The 14,887-nt window shown below is 73.5% G+C and carries 17 protein-coding genes; 9 read left to right on the forward strand and 8 right to left on the reverse strand.

Features of this window, described 5'->3' with window-relative positions; genetic code table 11:
* Positions 1–45 precede the first annotated feature (45 nt).
* Positions 46–1,044: a stage II sporulation protein M gene (locus tag VFV67_RS35980; RefSeq protein ID WP_326475197.1), complete on the forward strand. Its 999-nt coding sequence runs from the start codon at positions 46–48 to the stop codon at positions 1,042–1,044.
* A gap of 3 nt (positions 1,045–1,047) precedes the next feature.
* On the opposite strand, the gene VFV67_RS35985 is transcribed toward VFV67_RS35980, so the two are convergent.
* From VFV67_RS35985 to VFV67_RS36010, 6 genes are read right to left on the reverse strand one after another with little or no spacing between them, the layout of a single operon-like run.
* The gene (locus tag VFV67_RS35985) at positions 1,048–2,331 is read right to left on the reverse strand and encodes a DUF58 domain-containing protein (RefSeq protein ID WP_326475198.1); all 1,284 of its coding nucleotides are present in this window, start codon (positions 2,329–2,331) and stop codon (positions 1,048–1,050) included.
* On the reverse strand, positions 2,331–3,281 hold the full coding sequence (locus tag VFV67_RS35990; RefSeq protein ID WP_326475199.1) for a MoxR family ATPase: 951 nt from the start codon (positions 3,279–3,281) through the stop codon (positions 2,331–2,333). The genes VFV67_RS35985 and VFV67_RS35990 overlap by 1 nt, the downstream gene beginning before the upstream one ends.
* On the reverse strand, positions 3,278–4,372 hold the full coding sequence (locus VFV67_RS35995) for a DUF4350 domain-containing protein (RefSeq protein ID WP_326475200.1): 1,095 nt from the start codon (positions 4,370–4,372) through the stop codon (positions 3,278–3,280). The genes VFV67_RS35990 and VFV67_RS35995 overlap by 4 nt, the downstream gene beginning before the upstream one ends.
* On the reverse strand, positions 4,369–4,974 hold the full coding sequence (locus VFV67_RS36000; protein WP_326475201.1) for a DUF4129 domain-containing protein: 606 nt from the start codon (positions 4,972–4,974) through the stop codon (positions 4,369–4,371). Before VFV67_RS36000 ends, VFV67_RS35995 begins: the two co-directional genes overlap by 4 nt.
* A gap of 2 nt (positions 4,975–4,976) precedes the next feature.
* Positions 4,977–5,951 carry a hypothetical protein gene (locus VFV67_RS36005; RefSeq protein ID WP_326475202.1) on the reverse strand — a complete coding sequence of 325 codons (975 nt, stop codon included), beginning with the start codon at positions 5,949–5,951 and terminating at the stop codon, positions 4,977–4,979.
* 46 nt (positions 5,952–5,997) lie between these two features.
* The gene (locus tag VFV67_RS36010) at positions 5,998–6,825 is read right to left on the reverse strand and encodes an RDD family protein (RefSeq protein WP_326475203.1); all 828 of its coding nucleotides are present in this window, start codon (positions 6,823–6,825) and stop codon (positions 5,998–6,000) included.
* Between the two features lie 106 nt (positions 6,826–6,931).
* On the opposite strand from VFV67_RS36010, the gene VFV67_RS36015 reads away from it, so the two are divergent.
* The 7 genes from VFV67_RS36015 to VFV67_RS36045 are packed head-to-tail and all read left to right on the forward strand — an operon-like array spanning position 6,932 to position 13,002.
* On the forward strand, positions 6,932–7,882 hold the full coding sequence (locus VFV67_RS36015; RefSeq protein WP_326475204.1) for a ParA family protein: 951 nt from the start codon (positions 6,932–6,934) through the stop codon (positions 7,880–7,882).
* Entirely contained in the window at positions 7,879–8,238 is a 360-nt protein-coding gene (locus VFV67_RS36020) for a hypothetical protein (RefSeq protein WP_326475205.1), read from the forward strand. The genes VFV67_RS36015 and VFV67_RS36020 overlap by 4 nt, the downstream gene beginning before the upstream one ends.
* Positions 8,239–8,246: 8 nt before the next feature.
* A complete protein-coding gene (locus tag VFV67_RS36025) occupies positions 8,247–9,089 on the forward strand; it encodes a segregation/condensation protein A (protein ID WP_326475206.1) in 843 nt (280 codons plus the stop codon).
* Positions 9,086–9,793, forward strand: coding sequence for an SMC-Scp complex subunit ScpB (gene scpB / locus VFV67_RS36030; RefSeq protein ID WP_326475207.1), 708 nt, complete (start codon positions 9,086–9,088; stop codon positions 9,791–9,793). The genes VFV67_RS36025 and scpB overlap by 4 nt, the downstream gene beginning before the upstream one ends.
* A complete protein-coding gene (locus VFV67_RS36035; RefSeq protein ID WP_326475208.1) occupies positions 9,786–10,535 on the forward strand; it encodes a pseudouridine synthase in 750 nt (249 codons plus the stop codon). The genes scpB and VFV67_RS36035 overlap by 8 nt, the downstream gene beginning before the upstream one ends.
* Positions 10,536–10,586: 51 nt before the next feature.
* Positions 10,587–11,627 carry a DUF1015 family protein gene (locus tag VFV67_RS36040; RefSeq protein ID WP_326475209.1) on the forward strand — a complete coding sequence of 347 codons (1,041 nt, stop codon included), beginning with the start codon at positions 10,587–10,589 and terminating at the stop codon, positions 11,625–11,627.
* Between the two features lie 19 nt (positions 11,628–11,646).
* Positions 11,647–13,002, forward strand: coding sequence for a TrpB-like pyridoxal phosphate-dependent enzyme (locus VFV67_RS36045; RefSeq protein ID WP_326475210.1), 1,356 nt, complete (start codon positions 11,647–11,649; stop codon positions 13,000–13,002).
* A gap of 139 nt (positions 13,003–13,141) precedes the next feature.
* On the opposite strand, the gene VFV67_RS36050 is transcribed toward VFV67_RS36045, so the two are convergent.
* On the reverse strand, positions 13,142–13,756 hold the full coding sequence (locus VFV67_RS36050) for a helix-turn-helix domain-containing protein (RefSeq protein WP_326475211.1): 615 nt from the start codon (positions 13,754–13,756) through the stop codon (positions 13,142–13,144).
* Between the two features lie 23 nt (positions 13,757–13,779).
* Here VFV67_RS36050 and VFV67_RS36055 point away from each other — a divergent pair, with 23 nt between their 5' ends.
* Complete coding sequence (locus tag VFV67_RS36055) at positions 13,780–14,247, forward strand: nuclear transport factor 2 family protein (RefSeq protein ID WP_326475212.1); 468 nt, start codon at positions 13,780–13,782, stop codon at positions 14,245–14,247.
* Here VFV67_RS36055 and VFV67_RS36060 read toward each other — a convergent pair.
* On the reverse strand, positions 14,222–14,887 hold a 666-nt coding region (locus VFV67_RS36060), incomplete at its 5' end, for a hypothetical protein (RefSeq protein ID WP_326475213.1). The two genes, VFV67_RS36055 and VFV67_RS36060, sit on opposite strands and share 26 nt — an antisense overlap.

Below are 14,887 nucleotides of genomic sequence, written 5' to 3' on the forward strand. Positions count from 1 at the left end.
TCCTCACGACGGTTGGTCCCGATCGTAGGGCGGTTAGGGTGCGGTGTGGACATCGACGTGTTCGTCGCCGCGCACCAGGGGGAGTGGGCGCGGCTGGCGGAGCTGGTGCGGCGCGGCGGGCGGTTGACCGGGCCGGAGGCGGACGAGCTCGTCGTGCTGTATCAGCGGGTGGCCACGCACCTGTCGATCGTGCGGGCGACGGCGCCGGATCCGGCGGTGCTCGGCCGGCTGTCGTCGCTGGTGGCGCGGGCCCGGTCGGCGGTCACCGGAGTACACGGGCAGAGCTGGCGGGAGATCGGGCTGTTCTTCGCCCGGGCGCTGCCGGCGGCGATCTATGCGAGCCGGTGGTGGTGGTCGGCGACCGCGGTCGCCTTCCTGGTGTGCGGCGGGCTGATCGCGGCGTGGGTGGCCGGTGATCCGCAGGTGCAGGCCACCATCGCGGCTCCGGAGGAGATCGCCGCGTTGACCGCGCCGGGCGGGGAGTTCGAGAGCTACTACTCCTCGGCGCCGGCCGCCTCGTTCGCCGCCCAGGTGTGGACGAACAACGCCTGGCTCGCCGCCGGGTGCCTGGTGCTCGGTGTGCTGCTCGGCATCCCGGTGGTGGCGATCGTCCTGGTGAACGCGGCCAACCTGGGCGTCGCGGCCGGCCTGATGGCATCCGTTGGCCGGTTCGACATCTTCCTCGGCCTGATCACCCCGCACGGGTTGCTGGAGCTGACCGCGCTGTTCGTGGCGGCCGGCGCCGGGCTGCGGCTGGGCTGGACGGTGATCGACCCGGGTCCGCGCACCCGGTCCGACGCGCTGGCCGCCCAGGGCCGCACGGTCACCGCGATCGCCCTCGGCCTGGTCTGCGTGCTGCTCATCTCCGGCCTCATCGAGGCCTTCGTCACCCCCTCCGGCCTGCCCACCTGGGCCCGGGTCGGCATCGGCATCGCCGCCGAGGCCGCCTTCCTCGGCTACGTCCTCATCCTCGGCCGCCGCGCCACCCGCGCCGGCCACACCGGCGACATCGACGCGGGCGACACCCTCCCGGCCGCCGGTTGATCTTTACAACCGGCCGGCGGCCTTGAGCGCCAGGTAGCGGTCGGCGAGGGCGGGGGCCAGGGCGTCCGGGGTGGCGTCGACGACCTCGACCCGGTGCCGGGTGAGCAGGATGGAAACCTGGCGGCGTTCGGCCAGGGCGCGTTCGGCGGCGGCGGCGGTGTAGGCGGCGGCCGCGTCACCGCGGGCCGCGGCCAGCTCGGTGACCCGGGGATCGGCGACGCCGGCGACCAGGAGCAGGTGACGGGTGGTCAGCCGGGGCAGCACGGGCAGCAGGCCGTGCTCGAGGGGTGCCGGGTCCAGGCCGGTGAGCAGGACCACGAGTCCCCGGTGCCGGGTGCGGCGCAGCACCTCGGCGACCATGCCCCTGGCGTCGGACTCGACCAGCTCCGGCTCGATTCCGGCCAGCGCTTCGACCAGGGCGGGCAGCGGCGCACCGGTGACCCCGGCGCGCACCCGGCGGTCGTAGGCGAGCAGGTCGACCCGGTCACCGGCCCGCGCCGCCAGTGCGGCGAGCAGCAGCGCGGCGTCGATCAGCGCGTCCAGCCGGGGCGCGTCGCCGACCCGGCCGGCCGACGTCCGCCCGGTGTCGAGCACCAGCACGATCCGCCGGTCCCGCTCCGGCCGCCAGGTGCGCACCATCACCTCGGCCGCCCGCGCGGTGGCCCGCCAGTCGATCGAGCGCACGTCGTCGCCGGCCACGTACTCGCGCAGCGAGTCGAACTCGGTGCCCTGCCCGCGAACCAGCGCGGCCTGCCGGCCGTCCAGCTCGCGCAGCCGGGCCAGCCGGGCCGGCAGGTGCCGCCGGCTGTGGAACGCCGGCAGCACCCGCACGGTCCACGGCACCGCGTGCGAGCCCTGCCGCGCGGCCAGCCCGAGCGGCCCGACGGCCCGCACGGTGACCCGGTGCGCGGGCCGGTCGCCGCGCCGGGTCGGTTCCAGCACGGTGGTGACCGTGTGCCGGGCTCCGGGCGGCACCGTGATCGGCTGCCGGTCGGCGGCGACCCCGGCGCTCGGCGGCCAGGCGTCGCGCAGCCGGCCGCGCAGCGCCCGCCCGCTCGGGTTGCCGATCGTCAGCGTCACGGCCGCCCGCTCGCCGAGCCGCACCCGGGTGGCGCCGCCGCGGGCGAAGGTCAGCCGCCGCACGCTGGGCGCGAGCGCCAGATCCACCAGCACGCCCAGCGCCAGCACCGCCGCCATCCCGAGCACCCCCGACCAGGACGGCACCAGCAGCGCGACCACCAGCACGCCCGCCAGCGCGAGCAGCGCGGCCCGGCCGGTGATCGCCATCAGCGCGGGACCGGCACGGTGGCCAGCACGCCGTCCACCACCCCGTCCGCGGTCGCCCCCTCCAACTCGGCCTCGGCGCGCAGCTCGACCCGGTGCCGCAGCGCCGGCCGGGCCAGCGTCTTCACGTCGTCCGGGGTGACGAAGTCCCGCCCGGACAGCCAGGCCCAGGCCCGGGCCGCGGCCAGCAGTGCGGTCGCCCCGCGCGGTGAGGCGCCGAGCCGCACGGCCGGCATGGACCGGGTCGCCCGGCACAGGTCCACCACGTACCCGGCCACCTCCGGCCGCACCACCACCGCCCGCACCGCTTCCCTGGCCGCGTCCAGATCCGCCGGCCCGGCCACGGCGCGCAGCCCGGCGCCGGCCAGGTCGCGCGGGTCGAACCCGGCCGCGTGCCGCAGCAGCACGCCGACCTCGTCCTCCCGGGACGGCAGCGGCATCGTGAGCTTGAACAGGAACCGGTCCAGCTGCGCCTCCGGCAGCGGGTAGGTGCCCTCGTACTCCACCGGGTTCTGGGTCGCGATCACCACGAACGGCTCGGGCAGCGGGCGGGGCTTGCCGTCCACCGACACCTGCCGCTCCTCCATCGCCTCCAGCAGGGCCGCCTGGGTCTTCGGCGGCGTCCGGTTGATCTCGTCGGCGAGCAGCAGGTTGGTGAACACCGGGCCCTCGCGGAAGGAGAACTCGGCGGTGTGCGCGGCGTAGACCAGCGACCCGGTGATGTCGCCGGGCATCAGGTCGGGGGTGAACTGGATCCGCGCCGAGCGCAGGTCCAGCGCCGCGGCCAGGGCGCGGACCAGCAGCGTCTTGGCCACCCCCGGCACCCCCTCGACCAGCACGTGGCCGCGGCACAGCAGCGCCACGATCAGGCCGGTGACCGCGGCGTCGTGTCCGACGACCGCCTTGCCGACCTCGGCGCGCAGCCCGATCAGCGCGTCCCGGGCATCACTCATGTCTGACTCTCCAGTGCGTCCAGGTCCGCCACGAGCCGGACCAGCGCGGCATCACCGGCCGGTGCCGGACCGTACAGCAGGTCGTACAGCTGCGGACCGGGCCGTCCGGTGCGTTCGGCGAGCGCGCCGACCACCGCGTGCGGACCGGCGTCGCGCGGCAGGCCGAGCCGGCCGACCAGCCGGTCCCGGGCGGCCTGGCGCAGCGCGGTCGCGGCGTGCCCGGCCGCACCGCTGCGCCGGTACAGCCCGGCCCGGCCCTCGACGGTCTCGGCCGCGCGCACCACGACCGGGAGCGGCTCGGTCACCACCGGGCCGAGCCGCCGGGCCCGCCACAGCGCCACCACCGCCACCGCGACCGCGAGCTGCACCAGGCCGAACACCCAACCGTCCGGCAGCAGGTCGAGCAGCGTGCGCTGCTCGGGCAGCGCGTCCGGGTCGGTCAGCGACGGCACGTACCAGACCAGCCGTTCGTGCTCGCCGAGCAGGCGCATCGACAGCGCCGCGTTGCCCTGCTCGTCGAGCCGGGCGTTGGTCAGCGGGGAACCGGTGCCGAGCAGCGTGACCTCGGGCAGCCGGGCCAGGCTGTCCGCGTAGCACAGCTCGGCCGTCCCGGCGTAGACCTCGCCGCCGGTCCTGGCCACGCCGGCCCGGTCGTAGCCGCAGTCCGGCGGCCGGTCGGTCACCTCGGTCGCGCCGGCCGGGCGCACCGGAAGGTCGAGCCCGGCCAGCACGTCCGGAGGCGGGGTGATCAGCACCAGCCGGTCGGCCAGCCCGCGCAGCTCGGCGACCAGCTCCGGGCGCAACCGCGCCGGCACCGTGATCAGCAGCGTGTCGGCGCCGCCGGCCAGCGACTCGCGGGCGCCCTCGACGGTGTCCACCGGCTCGACCCGCACCCCCTCGGCGGCCAGCAGCCGGGCCAGCGCCCGGCTGCCGTCCGGTGCGGTCGACCGCGGGTCCAGTGCGCCACCGGTGCCGGTGCCGAGGATCAGGGTGATCAGCACGGCGCCGGCCACGATCACCAGCAGGATCGCCACCGGGCCGCGCACCGCATGCCAGATCCGCCGCGCGTCCGGGGAAACCGACGTGGTCATGCCGGCACCGGGACCACGCGCTCGCGCTGGACCGCCTCGTCCAGCCGGGCGAGCCGCTGGTAGCCGGCCATCGTGGCCGGCCGGCCGCCGTAGATCACCTCGTCGAACAGGGCGGCCGCGGCGGACAGCTCGGTCGCGCTGCCCGGCAGCGCCGCGGTGGCCGCGGCGGCGATCTCGGCCACCGTGCGGCCGGACATCTCGGTCAGCACGCCACGCTGCTCCAGCTCGCGCACGATCGCCCGGAACCGTTCGCGCACCGCCTCGGACAGCTCACCCCGGGCCGCCGCCTCCGCCGCGGCCCGCCGGTGGTCCGCCGCGGTCCGGACCCGGCCCTGGAACAACTCGGGCCGGGCCGCCCGGTTCCGGGTGATCCGCCCGGCCCGCAGCCGCATGGCCACCACGATCAGCGCGACCGCCGCGGCCAGCATGATCAGCCCGGTCGGCCCGCCCGGCACGGCCAGCCCGAACCCGGCCAGCCGCTCGGCCAGCCAGTCCAGCACCTGCGTGAGCAGCGACGGCTCGGCCGCGGCGTACGCGGGGTCGGACAGCTCCCGGACCGCGGCGTCGCGGGCCTCGTCCCGGTCGACGTCCACCGGGACCATGATCACTGCTGGGCTGCCCGAGCCAGTTCGATGTCCATGCCCTCGCGGCGCATCCGCTGGTCGGTGTAGAGCAGCACGGTCACCCCGGCCGCGAACGGGTCGGTGATCGTGCCGGCGATGATCCCGCCGATCGTGCCGAGGATGATCGCCGTCGTGCTGGTCGCGGTCGCCTCGTTGTAGGCGCCGCCGATGAGCTGGAACGGCAGCGTGATGATCAACGCGACGATGACCGAGATCAGCCAGGTGAGCAGCGTGATCCCGAAGATCCGCCACCACGATCCCCGGACCAGGCGCCGGGACCGGCCGAACGCGCGGCCGATCGTGGCGTTCTCCAGCATCAGCGCCGGCGTGGACAGCGAGAACAGGATGAGCAGCCAGATGCCGACGACGATCAACCCGATCGCCACCACCGGGGCGAGCGGCGGCACCGCCGCGGCGATCAGCGCGGCGATCAGCACCGCCCCGACCGCCACCCCGATGTAGATCAGGGTCATCACCAACAGCGCCGGCAGCCGCGGCCGCACCCGGGCCCATTCCTCACGGAACGACGTGGGCCGGCCGAGCACCGCCTTGCCGACCACCACGGTCAGGAAGCCGGACAGGAAGACCTGGGCGATCAGGGTGACCAGCACGGCGATGCCGGTGACCCCGAGCGACTTGACCAGGACGTCGGCGGCCACGTCGGGCGGCGTGCTCTGGTCCACAGCCCGGTTGACGTCGTCCAGCCACGGCAGCGTGAGGGCGAGCGTGATCAGCTCGCTGACCAGCACGACGACCGCGGCGATGCCCAGGGTCAGCTTGGGGTGCCGGCGCATGGTGGTGATCGCGCCGTCCAGGATCTCGCCGACGCCCAACGGACGCAGCGGGATCACGCCCGGCTTGGCCACCTCGGCGGCCCAGCCGGGCGGCGGCGGGGGCATGTTCGGCGGTGGGGTGGGCTGTGGGTCCGGTCTTGCCCAGTCGGGTCCGTCGGTCATCGGGGGGTCCGCTCCAGTCGCTGTCGAGTCCGCCAATCCTGCCAGGTCAACCCGGTGGCGCGAAGGGGGTGTCACCGTGCTGGCCGCCGGGTCCGGCCGGCGGGGAAGGGGCCGGGGGCACCGGCGGCGGCGCCCACAGCCGGGCCTGTTCCCGGGCCCGCCGCTCGGCGAGCACGGCGGCCAGATAGGCCGGTGCCGAGCCGTCCGCCGGCAGCGGCGCGCCGACATGACCGCTCACCTGTTCGGCCAGCCGGGCACCGAGCGCGTCGCGGGCGCCGGGATGCAGCTGGTGGTAGCGGCCGAGGTACTGCCGCACGGCCAGGGCCAGATCGTTGGGCAGCGCGGCGACGTCGAGGCCGGCGGCCCAGCCGGCGAGCTGCGGCGGCATGGCCACCGGCGGTACCGCCTGGACCGGAATGCGCTCCTGCACCACGACGGTTCCGGCCAGGTAGTCGCCGACCCGCTTGCCCTTCGCGGAGATGCCGGACACCACCACGGCCACCGTGCCGAACAGGCCGAGCACCCAGAAGTCGACGAAGAACCCGGCCAGCCCGCGGACCAGGGCCTGGCGGAACCGGACCGGCCCGCCGTCCTCGCGCACCACCCGCAGGCCCAGCGCCATCTTGCCGAGCGAGCGGCCCCGGGACAGGGTCTCGAACGTCACCGGATAGCCGACCATGACCGTGACCAGGATCAGCACGCCGATCGCGGCCAGCAGCGCCGTGTCCAGATCCGAGTTGACCCCGAACGCGCCGATCACCAACAGCACCGCGAGCTGCAGCGACACGTCGATGAGCAGGGCGACACCGCGACTGGCCAACCTCGCGAGCCGCAGGTCCAGCGGTACGGCTTCGCCCGTGACCAGGTCGGACATGGCGCCACTATTGCAGAGTCACGTACCGGCGAGCCTCGCCGGGAGCCGGTGCACCCGCGCTTAGGATGCGGCCGAGATTGTCGGGACGACAAGGAGCCAGGTCGCCATGTCGACATTTCAGCCCTCCGAACGTGAGCTGAGCCTTTCGCCGCGCGCCGCCTCCGACGACGACGAAGCGCTCGACGACGTCAGCACCAACGGCCACGGCCAGACCGGTCGCCCACGCCGGCACATCCCCGAGCCGCCGCTGCTCAACGGGCACGGCCCGGCCAAGGTGCTGGCCCTGTGCAACCAGAAGGGCGGCGTCGGCAAGACCACGTCCACCATCAACCTCGGCGCCGCGCTGACCGAGTTCGGCCGGCGGGTGCTGATCGTCGACTTCGACCCGCAGGGCGCGCTGTCGGTCGGCCTCGGCATCCCGGCGCACCAGCTCGAGCAGACGATCTACAACGTGCTCATCGAGCGGTCCGCCGACGTGCACGACGTGGTGATCCCCACCTGTGTGGAGAACATGCACCTGCTGCCGAGCAACATCGACCTGTCCGCGGCCGAGGTGCAGCTGGTGGCCGAGGTCGGCCGGGAGCACACCCTGGTCCGCACGCTGCGCCCGGTGATCCCCGACTACGACTACGTGCTGATCGACTGCCAGCCCTCGCTGGGCCTGCTCACGGTGAACGCGCTGGCCGCCGCCGACGGCGTGCTCATCCCGCTGGAGTGCGAGTTCTTCAGCCTGCGCGGGGTGGCGCTGCTGATCGACACGATCGAGAAGGTGCGCGAGCGGCTCAACCCCAAGCTGGACATCACCGGCATCCTGGCCACCATGTTCGACCCGCGCACCGTGCACAACCGCGAGGTCATGGCCAGGGTGGTCGAGGCGTTCGGCGACACCGTGTTCGACACCGTGATCAACCGGACGGTGCGGTTCCCGGAGACCACGGTGGCCGGCGAGCCGATCACCAAGTGGGCACCCCGGTCGGCCGGGGCGAAGGCGTACCGCCAGCTCGCCCGGGAAGTGATCGCCCGGGAAGTGGTCACCCAGGAAGTGTTCGCCAGGTGACCCGGAGAACCTCGCTACCGGGCGCCGCCGAGCTGTTCCGGTCGACCGGCCGGTCCGAGCCGCCGGCCGCCGACTGGTTCGACGCCGGCCAGGCGCCCAGCTCGCACCGGGCCAGACCGGGGCAGGCGCGGCGCGGCTCGCCGCGCCAGAAGCACACCTCCAAGATCACCGTGTACGTCTCCGACGAGGAGCTGATCGCGCTCGAGCACTCCCGGCTGGCCCTGCGCGCCGCGCACGGCGTCGCCGTCGACCGCGGCCGGGTGGTCCGCGAGGCGGTCGCGATCATGCTCGCCGACCTTGAGGAGAACGGCGAGAACTCGATGCTCGTGCGGCGGCTGCGGCAGGATGCTTCATAGTGGCGGTTGTGGCCCCCTCGCCCCATGACGTCGCACCGCCGCCGGAGAGCAACCGGTTCACGGTCAAGCTCGCCAACTTCGAGGGGCCGTTCGACCTGCTGCTGCAGCTGATCTCACAGCACCAGCTGGACGTCACCGAGGTGGCCCTGCACCGGGTGACCGACGACTTCATCGCGCACATCCGCTCGCTCGGCGACGACTGGAACCTCGACGAGACCACCGAGTTCCTGGTGGTCGCGGCCACCCTGCTGGACCTGAAGGCGGCTCGGCTGCTGCCCTCCGGCGACGTCGAGGACGAGGAGGACCTGGCCCTGCTCGAGGCGCGCGACCTGCTGTTCGCGCGGCTGCTGCAGTACCGGGCGTACAAGCAGGTGGCGGCGCTGTTCGGTGAGCTGGAGGCCGGGGCGCTGCGCCGCTACCCGCGCTCGGTGGCGCTGGAGGACCGGTTCTCCGCACTGCTGCCCGAGGTCATGCTTGGCGTGGACGCCAACCGGTTCGCCGAGATCGCCGCCGCCGTGTTCCGGCCGAAGCCGCCGCCGACGATCTCGATCGACCACCTGCACATGTCCAGGGTGTCGGTGCGGGAGCAGGCCGGGCTGCTGCGGGTGCGGCTGGCCTCGACCGGGCGGGCCACGTTCGCCGAGCTGATCGCCGACTGCACCCATACGGTGGAGGTGGTCGCCCGCTTCCTGGCCCTGCTCGATCTGTACAAGGAGTCGGTCGTGGCGTTCCAGCAGCCCGACGCGCTCGGCGAGTTGCACGTGCACTGGACCGGCGGCACCGTCGCCGACGCGACGGCGGCCGCGGAGCGGTCCGGTGGTGACGAGGAAGAAGAAGAGGAGTACGGGTGAGCGCGCCGGAGGAAGTGTCGGCGGAGCCTGCGGTGTCGACGGAGCAGCCTGCGGAGCCGGAGGAGCGTTCGGAGTCTGCGGAGCCGGAGGAGTCTGCGGAGTCTCCGGAACCGGAGGAAATGGCCGCCGAGGTTCCGATGGCCGACGGCGAGGTGCCGGAGCTGGCCGAGGACGCCGACCTGGAGGCCGCGCTCGAGTCGTTGCTGCTGGTGGTGGACTCGCCGGCCGAGGAGGACCTGTTGGCCACCGTGGTGGGCGCGCCGCTGGACCGGGTGCACTCGACGCTGCGGCGGATGTCCGACGGGTACACCGAGCAGGGGCGCGGGATCGACCTGCGGCAGGTCGGCGGCGGTTGGCGGTTCTACACCCGGGACCGGTTCGCGCCGTTCGTGGAGAAGCTGCTGCTCGACGGGCAGCGGTCCCGGCTGACCAGGGCCGCGCTGGAGACGCTCGCGGTGATCGCCTACCGGCAGCCGGTGACCCGGGCCCGGGTGGCCGCGGTGCGCGGGGTGAACGTCGACGGCGTGATCCGCACCCTGCTGGCCCGCGGGCTGATCGAGGAGACCGGCACCGACCGGGACACCGGCGGGATTCTCTATCGCACCACCGAGTTGTTCCTCGAGCGGATCGGATTGTCCTCTTTGGACGAGCTGCCCCCGATCGCCCCGCTGCTGCCCGAAGTGGACTCGATCGACGATGTCTGAACCGCGTGATCCGCAACCGCCCGGCATCCGGTTGCAGAAGGTGCTGGCCAAGGCCGGCGTCGGCTCACGCCGGGCGGCCGAGGAACTGATCGCCGAGGGCCGGGTCAGCGTCGACGGCGAGGTGGTCACCGAGTTCGGCCGGCGTGTCGACCCGCTCACCGCCGTGATCCACGTCGACGGCGTCCGCATCGTCGTCCGCGACGACCTGATCCACCTGGCGCTGAACAAACCCCGCGGCGTGCACACCACGATGGCCGACGAACGCGGCCGCCCGTGCGTCGGCGACTACCTCCGCGGCCGTCGCGACCGCCTGTTCCACGTCGGCCGCCTGGACGCCGAAACCGAAGGCCTGTTGCTCCTCACCAATGACGGCGACCTCGCCCACCGACTCATGCACCCGTCCTACCGCGTCCTGAAGACCTACCTCGCCGAGGTCGCCGGCCGCGTCCCCCGCAACCTCGGCCGCACCCTCCGCGACGGCGTCACCCTCGACGACGGCCTCGTCACCGTCGACTCCTTCCGCGTCGTCGACTCCCTGCCCGGCAAGACCCTCGTCGAGGTCGTCCTGCACGAAGGCCGCAAGCACATCGTCCGCCGCCTGCTCGCCGAAGTCGGCCACCCCGTCCAACGCCTGGTCCGCACCCGCGTCGGCGACGTCCACCTCGGCGACCAACGCGCCGGCACCCTGCGCCCCCTCACCCGCCCCGAAATCGGCTCCCTCTACTCCACCGTCGGCCTCTGACCCGTGAGCGGGGTCGCGGCGGTTCGGCGGGGGTGGGTGGTTCGCGGGGAGGTGCCAGGGCCGGACGTCGACGAGTTCGCCGAGCCGGAGCGGGTGGGGGAGGTGCTTGCGCGGGATCCCGGGGCGCGGCGGGGGTTGTTGGGGGTGCAGCATCCGCATCGGGTGGCCGGGGGTGACCTGGCGGGCGCGTTGCCGGGGGCGCGGCGGGCGTTGACCGTGTTGAAGGGCACGGCTTACCGGCGGGTGGACGACTTCGTGGCGCCGTACGCGGTGGATGGGCCGGACGGGTCGGTGGTCGGGGTGCTGGGCATGGTGGGCCTGGACGGGGTGGTGCACGGGGAGGACGTGTATCCGGCGGTGGTGCGGGAGCGGGCCGCCGTGATCTCCGGGTTGGGGTGTCTGACGAGTGCGGCGATGTTGGTGCCGGTGCGGGAGGGCGAGCGGGTGACGGCGACCCTGCGCGAGTTGATCCGGTCGGCGGGGGAGCCGGCGGTGTCCACGGTGGACTCGGGGGGCCGGCGGCACCGGGTGTGGGTGATCAAGGGCGGGATCGAGTTGGGGGCGGGGGAGTTGCTGGTGGCGGACGGGAACCATCGGGTGGCGGCGGCGCGGGCGGCCGGGTTGGGCAGCCTGCTCGGGTTGGTCACGGCCGGGCCGCGGTTGCGGATCGGGGCGTTTCACCGGGTGGTGGTGGGGACCGGGCTGGACGCGACGGCGCTGACCGCTGCCTGGCGGCGGGTCGGGGTGACGGTGCGGGCGGGCGATGGCCCGCCGGCACGGGGGCGGGTCGTCGTGGACTGTCCGGATGCGACGTTGGTGGTCGACCTGCCGAGGACCGGCGACGTCGACCATGCGGTGGTGGAGAACCTGTTGCTGGACAAGGCGCTCGGGTTGGATCCGGAGGGACCCAACATCCGCGCGCTGCCGGAGGGTCGGGAGCCGCCCACGGACGCCGACGCGGTGCTGCGGATGGCGCCGGTGCCGCTGGCCGACGTGCTCGCGGTGTACGAGCGGGGCGGGCGGATGCCGCGCAAGAGCACGTTCTTCACCCCGAAGCCGAGAAGCGGACTGGTACTCGCGGATCTGCCGTGACCGGACCTACTGTGGCCGGATGCGAACCAAGTACCTGCTCGACGAGTCGGAGCTGCCGACCACCTGGTACAACATCGTGCCCGATCTGCCGGCACCGCCCCCGCCGCCGCTGCACCCGGGCACCGGGCAGCCGGTCGGCCCGGACGACCTCGCCCCGCTGTTCCCCCAGGCGCTGATCGCCCAGGAGGTGAGCACCGACCGGTACATCGACATCCCGGGCGAGGTGCTCGACGTGTACCGGCTGTGGCGCCCGTCGCCGCTGTTCCGCGCGCACCGGCTGGAGCGGGCGCTCGGCACCCCGGCTCGGATCTACTACAAGTACGAGGGCGTCAGCCCGGTCGGCTCGCACAAGCCGAACACCGCGGTGCCGCAGGCGTTCTACAACGCGGCGGAGGGCGTCGCCCGGCTGACCACCGAGACCGGTGCCGGCCAGTGGGGCAGCGCGCTCGCGTTCGCCTGCGCCGGGTTCGGCCTGGACTGCGAGGTGTGGCAGGTGCGCGCCTCCTACGAACAGAAGCCGTACCGCAAGATCATGATGGAGACGTACGGCGCCACCGTCCATCCGAGCCCGTCCGACCGCACCCGGGCCGGCCGGGCGGTGCTGGCCGAGAATCCGGACTCGACCGGCAGTCTGGGCATCGCGATCAGCGAGGCGGTCGAGATGGCCGCGGGCGACCCGACCGCCCGCTACGCCCTCGGCAGCGTGCTCAACCACGTGCTGATGCACCAGACGGTGATCGGCGAGGAGGCGGTCCGGCAGTTCGAGCTGGCCGGGGACCGCCCGGACCTGATCGTCGGCTGCACCGGCGGCGGGTCGAACTTCGGCGGCCTGGTGTTCCCGTTCCTGCGGGAGAAGCTGGCCGGCCGGATCACGCCGGTGATCCGGGCCGTCGAGCCGGCGGCCTGCCCGTCGTTGACCCGCGGCGTGTACGCCTACGACTTCGGCGACACCGCCGGCCTGACCCCGCTGCTCAAGATGCACACGCTGGGCCACGGCTTCGTCCCGGACCCGATCCACGCCGGCGGCCTGCGCTACCACGGGATGTCCCCGCTGCTGTCGCACATCGTCGAGCTCGGGCTGGTCGACGCGGTGGCCATCCCGCAGAACGAGTGCTTCGCCGCCGGGGTCCGGTTCGCCCGTGCGGAGGGCATCCTGCCGGCGCCCGAGCCGACCCACGCGCTGGCCGAGTGCATCCGGGAGGCGTTGCGCTGCAAGGAGACCGGCGAGGAGAAGGTGATCCTCACGGCGCTGTGCGGGCACGCGCACCTCGACCTGCCCGCCTACGCCAGCTACCTGGCCGGCGAGATGGTGGACCGGGAGCTGCCCGCCGCCGAGCTGGCGGAGGCGCTCGAGCACCTGCCCACCCCGAGCTGACCCGGCTGCACCTTCGGGCAGACCTTGTATCCCGCCCGCCGGACGCGGTTCCTCCTGATAGGACGTTCGAAGGAGGGGATCATGCCGGAGCTGGCGCGACTGGCCGAGATCATCGCCCGCGACCTGGGCTCGTTCGACGTCAACCCGATCGGCCTGGCGGGCGCAGGCCGTCGCGCAGCACCGCGTACACCGCGTCCCGCCGGCTGGCTTCGCCGGGCTGCCGCAACGCCATGGTGGCGCCGGTGACCAGCGCCATCAGGTCGTCGATGTCGATGTCGCCGCGCGCCGCCCCGGCGGTCTGAGCCCGGCGCAACAGGACCTCGCCGGCCTGGGTCAGCTCCCGCTTGGCGGCCGTGATCTGTCCGGCGGACGCGAGGTCCGAGCCGGCGAGCGCATCGGCCAGGTCCCTGGACCCGCTGGCCCCGGTGACCAGCCGGTGCAGCATCTCGAAGAAGGCCGGACCGGGTTCGTCGGCCTCGGCCAGCGACTGCGCATAGCGCACCATCCTGGTCAGCCGGTCCAGGATGACCGCCTCGAACAGCGCCTCCTTGGTGGGGAAGTGCCGGTAGACGGTGCCCGCGCCGACGCCGGCCCGCCGGGCGATCTCGTCCAGCGGCACGGCCAGCCCGTCGGCGGCGAACGCATCCTGGGCGGCGGCCAGTACCCGGGCGCGGTTGCGCTGGGCATCGGCCCGCAGCGGCCGCGTTGACAACCGGGGCGCGCGTTCCGTATCGTCGGGATTAACCGGGTCCATCGTTCCGATTATAGGAGGCCGCCATGTCCCGCACACCCCGGGAGGTCGCCGAGCTGGTGCACCGCATGGTCGAAGGCGGCGACGGCATCGAGTTCGCCGACCTGTTCGCCGAGGACGGCGTGCTGGAGTACCCATTCTTCGTGCCCGGGTACCGGTCCACAGTGGCCGGACGCGCGAGCATCCGCGAGTTCTTCGCGGCCCGCAAGGAACTGCGCGGCATGTTCGACCTGGAGCAGGTGACCTCCGAGGTCTACCAGACCGACGACCCCGAGGTGGTGGTCACCGAGATCGTGCACCGCGGCAGGTCGCACGTGACCAACGCGCCGTACGAGCTGCGCGCCCTCGGCATCATCCGGGTGCGCGCCGGCGAGATCGTGCACTACCGCGACTACCTGAATCCGATCTCGCTCGCCCAACTCATCGGCCGCGTCCCCGACCTGATCGCCGCCCTCGGCGCCGAACCCGCTACCGCAGGCCGAGCCGGTTCATGATCTCGCCCCGTTCGGTCGGCGAGAACTCCAGCAACCACTGGTTCCTGGCGTTGATCAGGGTGTTGTACCGCATGTCCTCGGTCATCAGCGCGCCGACGGTGCTGCCTCGGTTGGAGTTCCAGAACTCGGTCTCCCGCTGGGCCAGCTCCCGCAGGTTCGCGTCGGTCGGCTCCTTCACCAGAATGTCGCGGACGTCCCGGTCGTAGTGGTCGCCGATCTCCCCCGCCTGCAGGCTGCCGGCCATCCAGTTGCCCAGGCTCTCACTCAGCCCCCCGGCCCCGGTCCGCATGCCGATCCCCCTGAGGATGTCCATCGCCGCCGCGACCGGACGTCTGGCGACCGCGGCAACGCTGACCGGGTGCTCCTTGGCGATGCCGTCCAGGACGCGGATCGCCTTGTCCCGCTGGCGTTCGTCGGCCTTGGGCGCGTTCTGGGCAAGCTGGATGCGGTCGGCGCCGGTCTCCTGCTGCTGTTTGCGTTTCTGCTCGTCGAAGTCCTTGACCGCGGTCACGGTGCCGCGCATCTCGCCGATGATGCCGTCCAGCCGGCCGGCGGCGGCCTTGAGCAGCCGGGCGTTCTCGGCGACGGTGTTCGCGTGGGTCGACGCGGCCTGCGCGGAGGCGTCCACCCGGGCGAACGC

Source organism: Actinophytocola sp. (assembly GCF_035762905.1).
GTDB lineage: Bacteria > Actinomycetota > Actinomycetes > Mycobacteriales > Pseudonocardiaceae > DASYTH01.

Bases quoted from the DNA above. Each gene is read 5' to 3' on its own strand.
- VFV67_RS36010 (WP_326475203.1), bottom strand. From the start codon at position 6,825: ATGTCCGACCTGGTCACGGGCGAAGCCGTACCGCTGGACCTGCGGCTC.
- VFV67_RS35985 (WP_326475198.1), bottom strand. From the start codon at position 2,331: ATGGCGATCACCGGCCGGGCCGCGCTGCTCGCGCTGGCGGGCGTGCTG.
- VFV67_RS36050 (WP_326475211.1), bottom strand. From the start codon at position 13,756: ATGGACCCGGTTAATCCCGACGATACGGAACGCGCGCCCCGGTTGTCA.
- VFV67_RS36035 (WP_326475208.1), top strand. From the start codon at position 9,786: ATGTCTGAACCGCGTGATCCGCAACCGCCCGGCATCCGGTTGCAGAAG.
- VFV67_RS35995 (WP_326475200.1), bottom strand. From the start codon at position 4,372: ATGACCACGTCGGTTTCCCCGGACGCGCGGCGGATCTGGCATGCGGTG.
- VFV67_RS36055 (WP_326475212.1), top strand. From the start codon at position 13,780: ATGTCCCGCACACCCCGGGAGGTCGCCGAGCTGGTGCACCGCATGGTC.
- VFV67_RS36015 (WP_326475204.1), top strand. From the start codon at position 6,932: ATGTCGACATTTCAGCCCTCCGAACGTGAGCTGAGCCTTTCGCCGCGC.
- VFV67_RS36000 (WP_326475201.1), bottom strand. From the start codon at position 4,974: ATGGTCCCGGTGGACGTCGACCGGGACGAGGCCCGCGACGCCGCGGTC.
- VFV67_RS36005 (WP_326475202.1), bottom strand. From the start codon at position 5,951: ATGACCGACGGACCCGACTGGGCAAGACCGGACCCACAGCCCACCCCA.
- VFV67_RS35990 (WP_326475199.1), bottom strand. From the start codon at position 3,281: ATGAGTGATGCCCGGGACGCGCTGATCGGGCTGCGCGCCGAGGTCGGC.
- VFV67_RS36045 (WP_326475210.1), top strand. From the start codon at position 11,647: ATGCGAACCAAGTACCTGCTCGACGAGTCGGAGCTGCCGACCACCTGG.